At 72.1% G+C, this 15352-nt stretch carries 10 protein-coding genes; 4 read left to right on the top strand and 6 right to left on the bottom strand.

The genetic code is table 11. From position 1 onward, the window contains the following. Positions 1-65: 65 nt before the first annotated feature. The 4 genes from ACZ5C2_RS07810 to ACZ5C2_RS07795 form a co-directional block, all read right to left on the bottom strand. Positions 66-1448, bottom strand: coding sequence for a PrsW family glutamic-type intramembrane protease (locus tag ACZ5C2_RS07810; RefSeq protein ID WP_468787727.1), 1383 nt, complete (start codon positions 1446-1448; stop codon positions 66-68). 44 nt (positions 1449-1492) lie between these two features. Continuing rightward, positions 1493-2329 carry a tRNA (guanosine(46)-N7)-methyltransferase TrmB gene (gene trmB, locus ACZ5C2_RS07805; RefSeq protein ID WP_468787725.1) on the bottom strand — a complete coding sequence of 279 codons (837 nt, stop codon included), beginning with the start codon at positions 2327-2329 and terminating at the stop codon, positions 1493-1495. Between the two features lie 45 nt (positions 2330-2374). Beyond that, positions 2375-3610 carry an L-2-hydroxyglutarate oxidase gene (gene lhgO, locus ACZ5C2_RS07800; RefSeq protein WP_468787723.1) on the bottom strand — a complete coding sequence of 412 codons (1236 nt, stop codon included), beginning with the start codon at positions 3608-3610 and terminating at the stop codon, positions 2375-2377. A 151-nt stretch (positions 3611-3761) separates the two neighbouring features. After that, positions 3762-5186 (bottom strand): MFS transporter, encoded by a 1425-nt coding sequence (locus ACZ5C2_RS07795; RefSeq protein WP_468787721.1) that lies wholly within the window; start codon positions 5184-5186, stop codon positions 3762-3764. Between the two features lie 738 nt (positions 5187-5924). Here ACZ5C2_RS07795 and ACZ5C2_RS07790 point away from each other — a divergent pair. Further along, complete coding sequence (locus ACZ5C2_RS07790; protein WP_468787719.1) at positions 5925-8054, top strand: asparagine synthase-related protein; 2130 nt, start codon at positions 5925-5927, stop codon at positions 8052-8054. 554 nt (positions 8055-8608) lie between these two features. Here the strand turns inward: ACZ5C2_RS07790 and ACZ5C2_RS07785 are convergent. Further along, positions 8609-9361, bottom strand: coding sequence for a TetR/AcrR family transcriptional regulator (locus ACZ5C2_RS07785; protein WP_468787717.1), 753 nt, complete (start codon positions 9359-9361; stop codon positions 8609-8611). A gap of 377 nt (positions 9362-9738) precedes the next feature. Here ACZ5C2_RS07785 and ACZ5C2_RS07780 point away from each other — a divergent pair, with 377 nt between their 5' ends. Together ACZ5C2_RS07780 and ACZ5C2_RS07775 are read left to right on the top strand one after the other, a co-directional pair. Next, entirely contained in the window at positions 9739-11118 is a 1380-nt protein-coding gene (locus tag ACZ5C2_RS07780; RefSeq protein ID WP_468787715.1) for an NAD(P)/FAD-dependent oxidoreductase, read from the top strand. Positions 11119-11290: 172 nt separating this feature from the next. Then, a complete protein-coding gene (locus tag ACZ5C2_RS07775) occupies positions 11291-12955 on the top strand; it encodes an ATP-binding SpoIIE family protein phosphatase (RefSeq protein ID WP_468787713.1) in 1665 nt (554 codons plus the stop codon). A gap of 28 nt (positions 12956-12983) precedes the next feature. Here ACZ5C2_RS07775 and ACZ5C2_RS07770 read toward each other — a convergent pair whose 3' ends face one another. After that, a complete protein-coding gene (locus tag ACZ5C2_RS07770; RefSeq protein ID WP_468788526.1) occupies positions 12984-14258 on the bottom strand; it encodes an MFS transporter in 1275 nt (424 codons plus the stop codon). Positions 14259-14380: 122 nt separating this feature from the next. On the opposite strand from ACZ5C2_RS07770, the gene ACZ5C2_RS07765 reads away from it, so the two are divergent. After that, a complete protein-coding gene (locus tag ACZ5C2_RS07765; RefSeq protein ID WP_468787711.1) occupies positions 14381-14929 on the top strand; it encodes a MarR family winged helix-turn-helix transcriptional regulator in 549 nt (182 codons plus the stop codon). Positions 14930-15352 lie beyond the last annotated feature (423 nt).

The following is a 15352-nucleotide window of genomic DNA, read 5'->3' as shown; positions in this document are numbered from 1 at the left end:
GACGACGACCCCCCGACGTCAGGGCTGCCGGTCAGGTGTTTCCGGGGCCGTCCGCGGCAGACCCGTCAGGAGCGGTAGGGGTTCGGGTCGGGCACCGGGTACGGATGCCCGTACGGAGGCTGCCCGTACGGAGGCTGCCCATAAGGCGGTTGCCCGTACGGAGGCTGTCCGTACGGAGGCTGCCCGTAAGTCCTCCGCACCGGCCACGGCGCGGAGGCGACCGGAACCGGCGGTGCGGTGAGGCGGGCCGCGTGGTCCAGTGCCGGACGGGCCGCTCCCCGCCGGTGCCACAGCTCCAGCAGCAGCTCCCGTTCGCGGGTCACGAAGTCCGTCCCGGCCCTCCCCAGCCGGCCCCGGTGCCGCAGGAACGCCAGCGACGTCGCGTACGCCTCGTACTGCGCGACCGCGCGCGCCGCCGGTTTCCCGCCGTACCGGCGCGCGTACTGCCGGGCCATGCGCCGCGCGCGCATCGAGCCGAGCGCGAACGGCTCTGCCGGGGTGAGCCAGCCGGCGACCGCGTACGCGGGCAGCTCCGTCCGCACGGTCCGCAGCTCCCGCTGCCGCGTCCACACCACCAGCCAGGTCAGCAGGCCGAACGTCGGCACCATGAACGCCCCGTACACCGCGAAGAAGCCGTACGGACCGAGCGCGGCGGAGCCGTTCCACAGCGCGTGCATGCCCATCGCGAGGAGCAGTCCGCACAGTGGGAGCAGCACCCGCCGGAGCCGCTGCCGGTCCGTGGCCGGCGCGGCGATGCCGAAACCGATCCCGGTGAGCACGGTGAACAGGGGATGGGCGAACGGCGACATGACGATGCGGACGAAGAAGGTCGCCGCGGTGACCGACGCCGCACCGCTGCCGCCGGTGAGCTGGTCGGTGCCGAAGGCGGTGCCGAGGTAGAGGACGTTCTCGGTGAACGCGAAGCCGGTGGCGGTGACCCCGGCTATCACCACGCCGTCGAGGAGCCCGGTGAAGTCACGTCTGCGGAAGAGGAAGACCAGGAGGACGGCCGCGGCCTTCGCGGACTCCTCCACGACCGGTGCTATGACGGTCGTCCCCAGGGTGTCGGCGCCGACCGGGTCGGCCGTCGCCGTCGCTATCCAGCGCGTGGCGAAACTGTTCGCGACGATCGCTATCAGCGCCGCCGCGCACGCCCCCCAGGCGAAGGCGAACAGCAGGTTCCGCCAGGGCCCCGGTTCGACCCGGTCCAGCCAGCGGAACGCGGCCAGCAGCAGCGGCACCGGGAAAATGGCGAGACCGAGTCCGACCAGGAACCCCTGCGTCCCCGTCTGCTCGCGGACCAGGGCGAGGATCACCAGCCCGGACAGCGTCAGCAGGGTGATCAGTGCGCCGTAACGCACCCACGGCCGCTGCCACCAGTGCGCGTGCCGCAGAGTGCCGCGGGGAACGTCGCCGGGGCGCGTCGGGTACGGGGGGCTGGTGGCCACGGGAGATCGACCCTAACGAGACGGGGGCGGGGCTGCGTGCGGTCTCAGGCTCGGTGCCCGGCCCGCTCCCCGTGCGGTACGCGGCGGAAGAGCAGGTCGTTCACGACATGACCCTTGTCCAGTCCCTGTCCCTCGAAACGGGTGAGCGGACGGAACCCGGGACGCGGCGCGAAACCGCCGTCCGCCTGCGTGTTCTCGAAAGCGGGGTGTGCGGTGAGCACCTCGAGCATCTGCTCCGCGTACGGCTCCCAGTCGGTGGCGCAGTGCACGACGGCCCCCGGCCGCAGCCGGACCGCGGCGAGGGTGAGGAACTCCGGCTGGATCAGGCGGCGCTTGTGGTGCCGCTTCTTGGGCCAGGGGTCGGGGAAGTAGACGCGCAGTCCGCCGAGGTCGTCGGACGCGAGCATCTCGCGCAGGAGGATGATCGCGTCGCCGTTGCCGACCCGGATGTTGGTCAGCCCCCGCTGGTCGGCGAGGTTGAGCAGATTGCCCTGTCCGGGGGTGTGGACGTCGACCGCGAGGATGTTGGTGGCCGGGTCGGCGGCGGCCATCGCCGCGGTGGCCTCGCCCATGCCGAAGCCGATCTCCAGTACGACGGGACGGTCGTTGCCGAAGAACTCGGCGAGGTCGAGCCGCCGGCTGCCGTCGATGTCGAAACCCCACGTCGGCCACAGCCGCTGCAGCGCGTCCGCCTGTCCGGCGGTGACGCGGCTGCGGCGCGGCTGGAAGCTGCGGATGCGCCGCTCGAAGTGCGACCCGGCGGGGTCGGCCTTCGGCCCGTCCGGGAACCGCGGCTCCCCTTTGGCCCGGGTATGGCGGACCGGCACACCGGGCGTGTGGGCGGGGTGCGGTGCTTCGGGGGTGCTCACGGAGTCAGACACAGTGCTCTCGATTTTACGGGGGCGCGGCGGGCGGCCGGCGTGCTCTCACCGCCCCCGGGCCGTGAGCTGCGCCATCGTGCGCCGTGCGATCTCCCGCCCGATCGGCAGGGACGCCGTCGCCGCGGGTGACGGCGCGTTCAGCACGTGCACCGCGCGGGGGGTTTCCTGGATGAGGAAGTCGTCGGCCAGGGTTCCGTCCCGCAACACCGCCTGCGCCCGCACCCCGGCCGGCGCCCGCACCAGGTCGTCCTCCCGCACGGCGGGCAGCAACCGGCGTACGGCCCGGGCGAAGGCGGCCCTGGACAGCGAGCGGTGCAGTTCGCCGGTGCCGTACCGCCAGTGGCGGCGGGCCAGCTGCCAGGAGCCCGGCCAGGCCAGGGTCGCCCCCAGCTCGCGCGGGCGCACCGTGCGCCGCTCGTAGCCCTCGCGGGCCAGGGCCGGGACCGCGTTGGGGCCGACGTGGACGCCCCCGTCGATACCGCGCGTGAGGTGGACGCCGAGGAAGGGGAACGCCGGGTCGGGTACCGGGTACACCAGTCCGCGCACCAGCTCCGGGCGGGCCAGCTCGAAGTACTCGCCGCGGAACGGCACGATCCGGGCGCCGGGATCGTCACCGGTGCGGCGGGCGATCTCGTCGCAGTACAGACCGGCGCAGTTGACCAGCACCCGGCCGCGTACGACGTCGCCGCCGGCGGTCAGGACGGCGACTCCCCTGTCGGCACGGCGGTCGACGCGTACGACGCGCGCGCCGTAGCGGATCTCCGCGCCGGACGCCTCCGCGAGCCGCCGGGCCACCGCCGAGAAGTCGCAGATGCCGGTGGTGCCGACGTGGATGGCGGCCAGGCCCTCCACCTCCGGCTCGTACTCCGCTATCTGCGCGCCGGACAGCTCGCGGACCGCGATGCCGTTCTCCCGGCCACGCTGGACCAGGGAGTGCAGCCGCGGGAGCTCCTCGCGGGCCGTGGCGACGATCAGCTTGCCCGTCACCGCGTGCGCGATGTCGTACTCCGCGCAGAACTTGACCATCTCCGCGGCGCCCCGCACCGCGTACCGCGCCTTCAGCGATCCGGGGCGGTAGTAGACACCGCTGTGGATGACTCCGCTGTTGCGGCCCGTCTGGTGCCGGGCCGGACCCGGCTCCTTCTCCAGCACCGTCACCCGGGTGCCCGGCGCCGCGCGGCTGATCGCATACGCCGTCGACAGGCCGACGATCCCGCCGCCGACCACCAGCACGTCACAGTCGTACGACCGTGCCATCACCACCTGCACCACCTCCCGCATCCGATAGTGCACCGTGCCACTGACAAACGGCCGCGGCAGGCGGGCCGCCGGGCGTCGTACTGTGGGTCGTCGGGTCGTCGGGTCGTCGGGTCGTCGGGTCGTCGGGTCGTCGGGTCGTCCGGGCGTCCGGACGCCTGCCGGTCGGGTCAGGTCAGGCCGTGGTGATCAGGAGCGGACGGGCGCGTTCGCGCAGTTCGACCACGCGGGGTTCGTCGCCGTAGGGCTCCAGCCGGTGCAGAAGGTCCTTGACGTACTCCGTGGTGCGGGCGGACGAGATGCGGCCCGCCACCTCCACGGCGCGCACCCCCTGCTCGCAGGCCGCGTCCAGGTTGCCCGACTCCAGTTCGGCGACCGCCGAGACGACCAGGCGCAGTCCGTGCGAGCGCACGAACTCCTCCGTCGGCCTCGACAGCGCCTGCTCGGTGAATCGGCGGACCTGGCGGGGGGCCTTCAGATCGCGGTAGCACTCCGCGGCGTCGGCGGCGAAGCGGTCGTAGGAGTAGAAGCCGAGCCAGACCGGGTCGCTGTCGCCGGAGCGGGAGCGTTCCAGCCAGCTCTCCGCCGACTTCAGCGCGGCACCGGCCGCCTGCGCGTCCCCCGCGCGTGCGTGCGCGCGTGCCTCGACCAGGCGGAAGAAACTCAGGGTGCGGGCGGTGGCCAGACCACGGTTGCGTTCCAGCGCGGCCTGGGCGAGGTCCACGCCCTCGTCACCGAAGCCGCGATAGGTCGCCTGGAGGGACATCGAGGCGAGCACGTAGCCGCCCAGGGGGACGTCGGCCGCCGCGCGGGCGAGGCGCAGGGCCTGGATGTAGTAGCGCTGGGCCGCCTCCTGCTGGCCGGTGTCGAAGGCCATCCAGCCGGCCAGACGGGTCAGCTCAGCCGCCGCACCGAAGAGCGAGCGACCCACGTCGTCGGAGTAGGAGCCGAGCAGCAGCGGGGCCGCCTCGACCCTGAGGCATTCGGGAACCATCGACGAACGCCAGTCCCCGCCGCCGTACTTGGAGTCCCAGCGCCGGGCGTCCTCTGCGGCCTCCCGTAGCTTCTGCACATCGCTGTGGCCGACTTTGAGCGGTGCGCCGGAGCCGTCTGCGGGGTTCACCTCCCGCGCCACCGAGCTGTCGGCCGGGGTTATCAGCCACCGCGAGGCGGGCGTCGCGTACGCGCTCACCGCGAACGATCCGGCGAGTGACTGCCAGATGCCGCCGGAGCCGGCTCTGCGGCCCGCGAGGTCCAGCCGGTACAGCTCCGTCGCGGAGCGCACCGCCTGTCCGACGTCACGCGGGAAGGCGAGGCCCACCTCGGGTGCGGGGTCCGCGTCCGCCAGGCCGATCTCGTGGAGCGGCACAGGACGGCCCAGCTTCTGGCCGATGGCTGCGGCGATCAGATGCGGTGCCGCACCCTGCGGCACCATTCCCTTCGACACCCAGCGCGCCACCGACGTCTTGTCGTAGCGAAGTGTCAGTCCTCGCTGTGCGCCAAGGTCGTTGACGCGCCGCGCGAGGCCTGCGTTGGAGATTCCCGCGAGGGCGAGAACGGTGCCGAGTTTTTCGTTCGGCCCGCGTTGCTCCCTGGACATGCGCCACCCCTCGACACAGACGGCTGCCGCTCTGGCATAACCACGCGGCATTCGTAAACCCAGCGTAGTTCGCCGCATCCCAAGCGTTAAGGGGCATTCTTCCGGATGGCGGGATTGTGGTCCGTACTGAAGTACGGGTCCGATACGCGCAGTTGCGGCGTGCTCCCGTTGTGTGGCCGTGCGCCCGTGTGTGCGCTCTTCTCCGGCCATCGCGGGAGCGGTTCCATGGTCGGTGCGTGGGTCGGCCCGCTGTACTGGATCCAGTGGGCTGGGGGACACCGCCGCCTTCATCCCCGCGGGTGGCGGAACGGTCCGGGAGACGTGCTCCGTCTCCCGGGCTGCGCGGCCGCCCAGCGGTGCGCAGAGCATGTACGGAGCGTGTTCGAGGTGGTCCTCACCGCTCCGATTTGGCCGAAAATCGATCCCGCTCTTTCGGGTGTATCACTGCTTCTACCCAGGTAGTTGACGGCGCGTTGGAGGTTTGGGGGGCGCGCTACGGGGGCGCATTCGCGTCGCAGTGGCGTGGTGTGTTGCGTGGCGCCGGTGTGGCACCGGTGCGGCGATCTGTATGCGGCGGGCGTCTGTTCGGATCGGGTGGATCCGGGGTGGGTGTATCCGCCGGGGCGCATTCGACGGAGCGCATACGGCTCCGGCACGCTTCCTGAGCGCCTCCTTCATGGCAGCATGGGGAACCGGTTCGTACGGTGCACTGGTTGTCCACAGCCTGTGGAGGCGGCGATGCGGTGGTTGGTGGGATGGAGCAGCACCGCCGCGAGAGCCATGGGGTTCGGCCCCAACGGCTCCGCCGGCGCCACCGGAGTCGACGGCGAGACCGTCCACCCCGTGGGTTCCCAGCTGCTGTGGGGCGACCCCGACCCGCTGTGGGCGGTCGGCGACTGGCGCCCCGACGAGGTACGGGTGGTCAAGGCCGACGAACAGACCCGGATCGCCGTCCTCGGCACCTGCGGCGCCTCCGACGAGCAGCTGCGGGTCGCGCTGTTCGCCGCGCGGGGCGGGGCACTGCGGCATCTGACCGCCTGGGCGGGCAGCTACACGGCCGTGGTCCAAGTGGGGCGCCGGGTCACGGTGTGCGGCGATCTCGCCGGCGCCCGGCCCGTGTTCCACACTCCCTGGGCGGGCGGCACGGCGTACGCCACCGCCGCTCTCCCGCTCGCCGACCTCATCGAGGCCAACCTCGACTTCGGGCACCTCGCCGCGCTGCTTGCCGCGCCCGACGTGCCGGCCGCACTGCACGACTCCACGCCGTACGACGGCGTGAAGCGCGTTCCCCCGGGGCACGCGCTCATTCTCCGCGCGGGGGCGCGCGAGATCGCCGGGTACGAACCCGTCGCCTCGCTCGCCGTCGCCGCGCCGCCGGCCGACCCCGACCACGCGGTGGACGCGGTACGCGACGCGCTGGTCGAGGCCGTACGGACCCGGCTCGCCGCGCCCCGGCACGTTCCGGGTGCCGACATCGATCCCGGGCCGGTGCCGGGGATGGGGCCCGCCGAGCGGCGTGCCGCCCGTGGGACGCCGGTGCCGGGGATCGGGGCGGACCTGTCCGGAGGGCCCGCCTCCGGCGCGCTGGCGTTGCTGGCGGCGGGGCTGCCGGGGATGCCGGGGACCGTGCTGGGGCATGGCACGGGAGCCGGGGAGCGGCTGCTCGCCGTCACCTTCAACGACCTGGCCGGTGGAGCCGGTGGAGCCGGTGGAGGGCGGGACGAGGACGAGCTGGCACGGGCGGGGGCGCTGGCCGCCAACCCGCGGCTGCACCACGTGGTGGTGGCGGGCGGGGAGTCGACGCTGCCGTATGCCGAGCTGGACGGGCCGTTGACGGACGAGCCGGGCCCTTCGCTGGTGACCGCCGCCCGGCACCGGGCTCGGCTGGCGGCCGGGAGCGCGGATCACTTCACGGGGTACGGGGCGAAGCAGGTGCTGGACGCGCATCCGGCGCGGCTGGCCGATCTGCTGATGGACCGTAAGCGGCGGCACCTGGTGCGGCCGGTTGCCGCACTGGCGAAGGCGGACGGATCCGTGATGGTGCCCGCGCGCGTGTACGCGGCGGCTCGGCGGCTTGCCCGTACCCCGTACCGGACCGGGCTGGAGAGCCTCGCCGAGCGGTTGCTGCACCGGCGGCTGGACGATGACGGGCCGGGGGCGGCGGATGCCTCGCTGGCCGCATTGACGTGGGGGAGACCCGGGCCGGCGGCGCGCTGGCTGACCGGGGAGGCGCTGGCTGAAGTATCGGTTCGCCTCCAGGCGTCGACGCGGCGGTCGGACGTGGGGCCGGGGCAGCGGCCCGGTGACTTCCGGGCGCGGGCGGCACTGGCCCGGCACGCGGCGGATCTGCGGGTGCTGGAGCAGGCGGCCGAGATCCGCTCCCAGCGGTTGCACGCTCCGTTCCTCGACAACCAGGTGGTGCGCGCGTGCCGGGCCCTGCCGGAGGCGCTGCGGGTGCAGCCGGGGGCCCGGGCCTCCATCCTGCGGTCGGTGCTGGAAGGGGCGGGGGTGCGGGAGCTGCCGGCGGGGTGGGGGGCGCCGGGCGCGGCCACCTCGGGGGCCGCGGCACGGACCGGGTTGCGGGTGGCGGCCGGCACGCTGATGTCGCTGTTCGACACGCCGCTGCTGGCGGAGGCGGGACTGGTCGAGGCACGGGTGGTCCGCAAGGCGCTGCGGGGGGCGGCGGAGGGCGAGCCGCTGCCGTTGGACGGGCTGGCGGATCTGGTCGCCCTGGAGGTATGGCTACGCCGCCTGCTGGCCCGCCGGGGAACCTGCTGGACCGGCACACCGGCCCGTCAGCGAGCGGTCCCGGGCGGAATCGCCCCGCAACGGGGCGCGCTGGGCGCGGGGGCGGGCGGCACACGCTGACCGCCTCCGGCGGGGTGCGCGATCTTGTCTCTGTGGGTGACGGCCGTCGGTCGTATGCCCGCGGCGCCTGTGGCCGTCCGGTGGGGGTGCGTGTAGCGCCTGCGGTCGGTGGGTGGGTCGGGGGTGGCCGTCCTCGGACTGGCGCGGAACAGGTGTCTTGTGGGGGTTGGGGCGCGGACGCGCCAGTCGCTGCGGGCGACCCCCCGCCCCGTCCCCTTCCCGCCGTCGGCGCGTACACCACGCCCACCGTCGTCCACACCCGTACGCCGTGCGCGCCCGGCGGCCCGTCCTGCCGTGCGTCGGCGCCGGATTGCGCAGACACACTCCTGCTCAGCACGAGCGTGATGGCGCCCCGCAAGTACCGGGCTGTGCAACCGGCCGGCCCCTGCTCAGCATGAGCGCCGGTGCACCCCGCCCGTACCCGGTTGCGCAGACACCCCTCGTTCAACAGGGAAGCGCCGGGTGGTGAAACTCGGCCCTGGCAGCACCCACCGCACCTGCTGCGAAAGCACCCGTGCCCGTCAGGCGCGCCGGCGCGACCGGGCAGGCACGTGTCACGCCGGCCGCGACCGCAGCCCCTCCAGCAGAATGTCCAGCAACCGCGCCGACGCCGCCGCCTGCTGCGCCGCATCCGGCAGGGACGGTGCCGCCGTCGCTATGACCAGCAGCACATCCGACACGGACACATCCGGTCGCAGCTCCCCGGCGGCCCGCGCCCGCTCCACCAGCTGCCCCACGACATCGAGCAGTTCCGAGGCGCCCGCGTCGTCGGCCGCCACGCCCACCGGCGGAGCCTCCGGCACCAGCCGCAGCTCACCCGCCGTCTGCGTCCGCTGCTGCGGCAGCCGTGCGTGCTCCGGCAGACCGCGCTCCTCGGCCACGCCCACCCGCAGCACCTGCGGCGGCAGCAGCCGCCCCGCGCCGGAGGCGACCGAGGTGCGCAGGAAACGGGAGAGCGCCGACCACGGCTCGTCCTCCTGGCCGAGCGCCGCACGTGCCTGCTCGGTCAGCCGGGAGGTCTCCTCCTCGGCTATCCGCCGCACCAGGACGTCCTTGCTCGGGAAGCGCCGGTACACCGTGCCCACACCGACCCGTGCCCGGCGTGCCACGTCCTCCATCGGCGCGCCGTAGCCCAGCTCGCCGAAGACCTCACGTGCGGCACGCAGTACGTGCTCCAGATTGCGCTGCGCGTCCACGCGCAGCGGTGCCGTGCGCGAGCCGTCCGCGCGTGCGCTGCCACCTGTGGGCGCACTCAGCGCGCCGCCGGTCGCGACAGCGGAAGACCAATGAGAGTCCTGAACATGCATATGTATTCCCCCGGTAATGACGTCTCCCCCCGGAGACTGCTCCCCGCCATTGATGGCCGGGGCGTGTGGAAGAGGCCCGGCTTGCCGGTTCCGCCCGTCGCGGACCCGATGAGCACAGCCCCCTACACCCCGTCGACACACGAACATAGTTGAGAGGGGGTCAATTCAGAAGAGGCAGGTTCCGCACGGAGCGCCCCTCGATCGGAGCACGGGTCGCATACGTCCTGAATGTACCCCTCTATGAGAGGGCTTGTACCCGGAGTGAGCTGCGAGAATGCGGTCGGGGTCGGTGAATCGGCCAACCCCGGTTGCGGGACCTTCCGGTCACACAATTCGTCGAGGCTGTGGACAAACGCCCGTGTCGGGTGCGTCATGGGATGGTGAAGGAACGTGCGCGCATTCTCGTTGTCGGCGGCGGTTACGTCGGGATGTACACGGCCCTGCGTCTCCAGCGGAAGCTGAAACGGGAACTCGGGCGGGGCGAGGCCGAGATCACGGTGGTCACCCCGGACCCGTACATGACGTACCAGCCCTTTCTGCCCGAAGCGGCCGCCGGTGCCATTTCCCCTCGCCATGTCGTCGTACCGCTGCGTCGTGTTCTCGACCGGTGCCACATCATCATCGGCGAGGCCACCGGCATCGATCATGCGAAGCGCACCGCCACCATCAACACCCTCGCCACCGAGGAAGAGGGCACGGGAGGGCTGCGGACCGTCTACGACGAGCTGGTGCTCGCGCCCGGCTCCGTGTCGCGCACGCTGCCGATCCCCGGTCTCGCCGAGCACGCCGTCGGCTTCAAGACCGTCGAGGAGGCCATCGGTCTGCGCAACCACGTCCTCGAACAGATGGACATCGCGTCGTCGACCCGCGACCCCGCGATCCGCGACGCGGCCCTGACCTTCGTCTTCGTCGGCGGCGGCTACGCGGGCGTCGAGGCGCTCGGTGAGCTGGAGGACATGGCCCGTTATGCCGCGCGGTACTACCACAACATCCGGCCCGAGGACATGAGGTGGATCCTCGTCGAGGCGTCCGGGCGGATCCTGCCCGAGGTCGGTGAGGAGATGGGGCGGTACACGGTCACCGAGCTGCGCCGACGCAACATCGACGTACGTCTGGAGACCCGGCTGGAATCCTGCGCGGACCGGATGGCCGTGCTCAGCGACGGGTCGCGCTTCCCCACCCGCACGGTCGTGTGGACCGCCGGCGTCAAGCCGCATCCCGTGCTCGCCACCACCGATCTGCCGCTGAACGGGCGGGGACGGCTGAAGTGCACCGCCGAACTGGCCGTCGACGGTGCCGCACACGCGTGGGCCGCGGGGGACGCCGCGGCCGTTCCCGATGTCACCGCGCGGGAGGCCGGGCGGGAGTGCGCCCCCAACGCACAGCACGCGCTGCGTCAGGCACGGGTCCTCGGGGACAACGTGGTCCACTCGCTGCGGGGTGAACCGCTGGAGACGTATGCCTACAAGAACGCAGGCTCTGTCGCCTCCCTGGGGCTGCACAAGGGGGTCGCGCAGGTGTACGGGCGCAGGATCAAGGGCTTCCCAGCCTGGTTCATGCATCGGACCTATCACCTCAGCCGGGTGCCGACCTTCAATCGGAAGGCGCGGGTGGCTGCCGAGTGGACGCTCGCCGGCCTCTTCAAACGGGAGATCGTCTCTCTGGGGTCACTCGAACACCCCCGGGCGGAGTTCGAACTGGCGGCCGGGGGAAAGTCCTCTCAGGACCCCCCGGACAACCCGAAGGGGTCGTCCTGACCGGACCCAGGAACTCCAGCGGCCGGCCCGGCGTCTGACGGATGTCGGCCCGGTCGGCACCCTGCCAGACTGGTCCACCGCCGCGGGCGGGCCCCGCCCACCCCGGTGCGGCCCCCGGGGCCCTGGCCGGTCCCGGTTGCCGGCCGCCGACAACTACACGAGGCAAGGATTCGTGAACTTCACGCGCTGGAGCGCCCGGCTCCCCGGAACACAGCGCCGCGCCGCAGCGCGGACCGAGCAGACGGTCTCCCCGGACCGGCGGGGAGAGGGCTCCGTGCCCGCGGCCCGCGGCGAACAACCCTCCGACGACATCCGTCCCGTGCCCGCCGTCGACGAGCTCGGAGTGCGCGAGGTCCTGGACCGCGTCCCCTCCCTCGTCGCCCTGGTCCACGGCCCCGACCACCGCATCGCCTACGTCAACGACGCCTATACGGCGGCCTTCGGCGCCCGCCCCGTCGGCGCCCCCGCCCGCGGAGCACTCCCCGAGCTCGACGAACTCGGCCTGCTGCCCCTCCTCGACCAGGTCCTGCGCAGCGGCAAGCCCCGCACGGTGAAGTCCCGCAGGGCACCCGACGGCCGCTCCTACACGTTCACCTGCACCCCCGTCAGCGAGGGCGCGGGCCGCGGGGTACTGATCTTCGCCACCGATGTCACCGACCACGCCGAGGCAGCCGAACGCCTGCGCGCCAGCGAGCGCCGGCAGCGCGAGACCGCCGTGACCCTCCAGCGCTCCCTGCTCCCGCAGGAGCTCGAGGAACCCGACGACCTGCGTGTCGCCGCCACGTACCACCCCGGCGGCACGGAGGCGGCCGTCGGCGGCGACTGGTACGACGTGATCACCCTCGGCGGCGGCCGTACCGCCCTGGTCATCGGGGACGTGATGGGAAGGGGAGTCCGGGCCGCCGCCGTCATGGGGCAGCTCCGTACGGCCGTACGGGCCTACGCGCGGCTCGACCTCCCGCCGCACGAGGTCCTCCAGCTCCTGGACGGCCTCGCCATGGAGATCGACGCCAACCAGATCGCCACCTGCGCGTACGCCATCCACGACCCCAACGAGGGCCGCCTGGTGTACGCCTCCGCCGGCCACCTCCCCATCCTCGTCCGCGACGGGAACGGCACCGTCCAGCGCGCCGACGAACCGACCGGACCGCCGCTCGGCACCGGCGGCTGGATGCACGCCTCCGGATCGATTCCCCTCGGCCCCGGCTCCACCGCCGTCCTCTACACGGACGGCCTGGTCGAGCGGAGGAACGAGGACCTGGACGAGGGCATCGCGGGCCTGGAGCGAGCCCTGGCCGGAGCCACCGGCAGCCCTCAGGTCGTCTGCGACCGCCTGGTCCGCTCGGCCGGAGTCACCCCCGACCACGACGACGACGTCGCCGTCCTGGTCCTCCAGCATCCCGCCCGCAAGGGAGCGGAGAGCGAACTCTTCCGCAACGCCGCGCTGGAACTGCTCGGCGGAGTCGAAGCGGCACCCCGCGCGCGTGCCTTCGCGTCGGGAGTGCTGACCAGCTGGCGCTTCCCCACCGAACTGCACGACCTGGGCGTCCTGGCCGCCAGCGAACTGGTCGCCAACTCGCTCCAGCACGGCACACCCCCCATGCGGCTGCGGCTGCGCCGTACCGACCGCCGCCTCATCATCGAGGTCACCGACGGCGACGACCACCTGCCGAGGCGGCGCCGCGCGGAGCCCGGCGACGAGTCCGGCCGGGGCATCGCCATCGTCGCGACGATCGCCTCCGGCTGGGGCAGCAGACGCACCCCGGGCGGTGGCAAGGCGGTCTGGTGCGAGTTCCTCCTGCCGAAGCCGCCGAACACCCAGGGTTCCGGCTCATAGAACGCCACGGGGGCACGCGCGGACCGGCTCAGGCGTGTGCCGTCGCCTGCCCCGCTCCCGCGCCGCCCTGCGCCACCACACGGCTCCGCGCCCCCGACGGATGGTCCTGCACGTCGGTGAGCTGCCGCCCCAGCCGCACCGCCAGAACGGAGATACCGAGCGAGAACAGCAGGAAGACCACGATGTACGGCGCGTGCAGCGAGGCCCCCAGCGGGCCGCCCACCGCCGGACCCACGGCCAGCGCGAGCTGCTTCACCAGGGCGAACGCCGAGTTGTACTGACCGGCCATACCGGTCGGCGCGAGATCGGCGACGAGCGGCGCGAGCGTCGGCGACAGCAGCGCCTCCCCGAGCCCGAACAGCGCGTACGTCGAGATGAACGCGGCGGTCGCCATCGTCTGGCTCCCGTCGCCCAGTCCCGCGTACCCGGCCACGGCCCAGGCGACGGCCCAGATCAGCCCCACGGACGCGATCACGCGCGAGCGCCTGCGCCGCTCCACGAACCGCAGTACGGCGAACTGCGCGACCACGATCACCAGCGTGTTCGCGGCCAGTGCCGTCCCCAGCGCGGAGGTGGAGATCCCGGCGGCCTCCACGCCGTACGCACTCAGCCCCGACTCGAACTGTCCGTAGCAGGCGAAGAACAGCACGAAGCCCAGCACACAGAGCTGCACCATGGCCCGGTTGCCCAGCAGCTGCTTCCAGCCCGCCTTGGCCGACTGCTGGAGCGTGTCCGTGATGCGCGGCGCGCGCGGCATCCGCACCGTCGCCATCACCGCGACCAGCAGCAGGAACATCGCCGCCTCGAGCGAGAAGAGGAGGGTGAACGAGCCGGCTTTCGTCGGGTCCACGAGGTGACCGCCGATAAGACCTCCGACACCGAGTCCGAGGTTCTGCAGGAAGAACTGCGTGGCGAACGCCCGGGACCGGGTCCCCGTGGTGGAGCAGTCCACGATCATCGTCGCGAGGGCCGGCTGCATCACGGCCTGCCCGGCACCGAGCGCCGACGCCGACAGCAACACGGCCGTCGCACCGCTCGACAGTCCCAGGCTCAGCGCGCCGACCGCGGCCGTGACCAGGGCTCCGAGCAGCACCGGCAGCGGACCCCGCCGGACGATCACGCGCCCGGCGAACGGCAGCACGATCAGCGCGGCCACGGCGAAGACGGCGAGCACGAGGCCCGCCGTCATGGCTCCCAGCCCCCGCACCTGCGCCACATAGACGTACAGATACGGGACCGTGAAGCCCAGCCCGAAAGCGCTGAGTGCGTTGCCCACGTGGATCCGGCGCATCGCTGCGCCCATCGCCCTGGTCACGTTCACCTCACTCACTAGTTAGACCTGAAGACTTAGAAGCTAAAGTTCGAAGGTAAAGAGTACACATAGAAGGACTTCAAGGCAAAGTGGAGACGTGTCATACTGCGGGCATGGGCGACACCTCCGGCCTCGGCGAGCCGACACTCGAAGAGCAGATCGCCGCTTACCAGCGCGAGTTCCAGGACCTCGACCCCCAGGTCGAGAAGATCGTCAACGCGCTGTCCCGCCTGAACCGGCGCATGAACGTCGCTTACGGCCGGCAGACCGCCGAACTCGGCATCACCAACGCCGACTGGGAGGTCCTCAAGGCACTCGTCCTCTCCGGCTCCCCGTACCGCATGGGCCCCAGCGACCTGGCCAAGCGGCTGGGCCTGACCCCGGCCGCCATGACCCACCGGATCGACCGCATGGTCGCCGAGGGCCTGGTCACCCGGGACCGGGACGAGACCAACAGGGTCCGCGTGATCGTGGAGCTCACCCCGGCGGGCCGGGAGAAGTGGCAGGAGGCCATGCGTATGGCCACCGTCTTCGAAGGGGACCTCCTCCAGGACCTCGACCAGGACGAGCGGGCGACCCTCGGTGACGTCCTCACCCGTCTGTTGCGCCGGGTGGAGGACGCCCAGCCGGACGCCGGTGGACGTCTCAGCGACCTGGACTGAAGGATCTTGGCGGGGTGGTTGACAGCCGTCCCACCGGTACGTAGAGTTCTTCGGGTTGCCAGGGGGCCATAACGGTTCTTCGGCAGCATCTTCCGCCGCGACTGCGGCACTCAAAACCTCAGCACGACCTCCCACTGGGAATGATTTCGGCATGCCCGAATTCGAATTCTCACCCCCGATTTGGGAAACGCGGAGAGAGCCGCTAAGGTTTGAGACGTCGGAACGGCCAACGGCCGGGAAGGCGAACCCCGCTGACAGGGGGTCAGGTCAAGAAAAGGATCTGATAGAGTCGGAAACACCGAAGGGAAGCGCCCGGAGGAAAGCCCGTGAGGGTGAGTACGAAGGAAGCGTCCGTTCCTTGAGAACTCAACAGCGTGCCAAAAGTCAACGCCAGATATGTTGATACCCCGTCCATCCGGTTTC

It is taken from the genome of Streptomyces sp. NPDC031365, from assembly GCF_055569765.1.
This window is presented reverse-complemented; position numbering and strand designations above follow the sequence as displayed.

Bases quoted from the DNA above. Each gene is read 5' to 3' on its own strand.
- lhgO (WP_468787723.1), bottom strand. From the start codon at position 3,610: ATGCGGGAGGTGGTGCAGGTGGTGATGGCACGGTCGTACGACTGTGAC.
- ACZ5C2_RS07795 (WP_468787721.1), bottom strand. From the start codon at position 5,186: ATGTCCAGGGAGCAACGCGGGCCGAACGAAAAACTCGGCACCGTTCTC.
- ACZ5C2_RS07790 (WP_468787719.1), top strand. From the start codon at position 5,925: ATGCGGTGGTTGGTGGGATGGAGCAGCACCGCCGCGAGAGCCATGGGG.
- ACZ5C2_RS07785 (WP_468787717.1), bottom strand. From the start codon at position 9,361: ATGCATGTTCAGGACTCTCATTGGTCTTCCGCTGTCGCGACCGGCGGC.
- ACZ5C2_RS07780 (WP_468787715.1), top strand. From the start codon at position 9,739: ATGGTGAAGGAACGTGCGCGCATTCTCGTTGTCGGCGGCGGTTACGTC.
- ACZ5C2_RS07770 (WP_468788526.1), bottom strand. From the start codon at position 14,258: ATGGGCGCAGCGATGCGCCGGATCCACGTGGGCAACGCACTCAGCGCT.
- ACZ5C2_RS07765 (WP_468787711.1), top strand. From the start codon at position 14,381: ATGGGCGACACCTCCGGCCTCGGCGAGCCGACACTCGAAGAGCAGATC.